Annotated in this window: 1 protein-coding gene; it reads right to left on the reverse strand. The window is 49.2% G+C overall.

The features are described from left to right. Nucleotides 1–488: 488 nt before the first annotated feature. Nucleotides 489–1,118: a hypothetical protein gene (locus tag DJ73_RS19720; protein ID WP_141212930.1), complete on the reverse strand. Its 630-nt coding sequence runs from the start codon at nt 1,116–1,118 to the stop codon at nt 489–491. Nucleotides 1,119–1,255: the final 137 nt, after the last annotated feature.

Consider the following 1,255-nt stretch of genomic DNA (forward strand, 5'->3'; position numbering starts at 1 on the left):
CGAGCGACTGAGGACCGCAGCGAGCGTGTGCCCGCCTCGCCGGCTGGGGCTTTGGAGGTTGTCACCGCAGAGTCGTCGATCAGTTATAAACGGCTGAGGGCAACGCTCCCTAATTACTTGTGAATAGTCACGCAGGCTCTGTTGAAATCCTATTCTTCAGACACAAACTGGGCTGAAACAGCTGGTCGCTGAAGAATGCGAATCGACTATTTCACGACGAAATTAACACGTTGATAGTATCCACGAAGATATTGAGATCACAGTGGGACTTTCTACATTTTCTCACTAAGTATGGTATCATCTCTAAGCTCACTCCGGCGGACGACATTCGACCAGCGTTCCGTCCCGTGGCGATCCGTCTTCTTCGTTGTTTCGCCAAACGACGTTCTCTGTAACATAGTAATGTGCGGAGCCTTCCCACAAACCAACACTTCCTCCGTTCCATTGAGCGATCAACAGGACTAGTGTTCCATCGACGTCGAAGTATGCTACCCTATTATCTTCAGAGGATGATTTGTTGGAAGGTTTCCCACCAGATCGGCATATCGTTCAATCTCTGAGGTTGAAGTGACTCTCGCTTTTTGGGTACCCGAGTCTGCGGCGCCCTTTAGTGTTGCTCGGAGTCGCTGATCCATGATTTCATCAATTGGGATGAAATCGGGATCTTCTAGCAATGAGTCTTCAGGAACATAAGTTTCGTCTGGGTATTTTGGCGTTCCAGCGGGGTTAGCTTCAATCGCAGTTAGTTCTAGTACATAAGACTCAACGCTTCCACGGCTGTTGGCGGTTATTCGAAATCCACCAGTCAAATACGGTGAGAAGCCACGAAAGAACCTCGATACCCCTTGATTTAGTTGTATATCGAGATTGAAAGCGACGAACTCTGAATCGCCTTGTTCTTGCTCGGACAGATATGCTTCCTCGTATTCTGTGACAAACTCTGCTGCGGACTCCGTGGTGAGATCCCGCGGCCACTCAACATCGAGATCCTGTGACGTGGGGCACTGATCTGGTAATTCATCCTCATCCTGTGCGTCCGGGTTAGTGATACTTGTACAGCCAGCGAGCCCAACACTAGCGAGAGCCGCTAACACTGTACGCCGGGTGTGAGAAACCATAGACAACGAGTTCCAGTCAAGTGGTAAGTGTCTTGTTGAAACAATTTCTGCGTATCTTAAACATTAAAAGCGAGGCACTCTGTCTTGATCGATCCGTGAGTCACCTGTACTGACCGCGACTGGGTCAGAATATATCA

The organism is Halorubrum sp. Ea1, assembly GCF_002252965.1.
Classification (GTDB): Archaea; Halobacteriota; Halobacteria; order Halobacteriales; family Haloferacaceae; genus Halorubrum.

Coding starts and splice junctions, on each gene's coding strand:
- DJ73_RS19720 (WP_141212930.1), bottom strand. CDS start 1,118: ATGGTTTCTCACACCCGGCGTACAGTGTTAGCGGCTCTCGCTAGTGTT.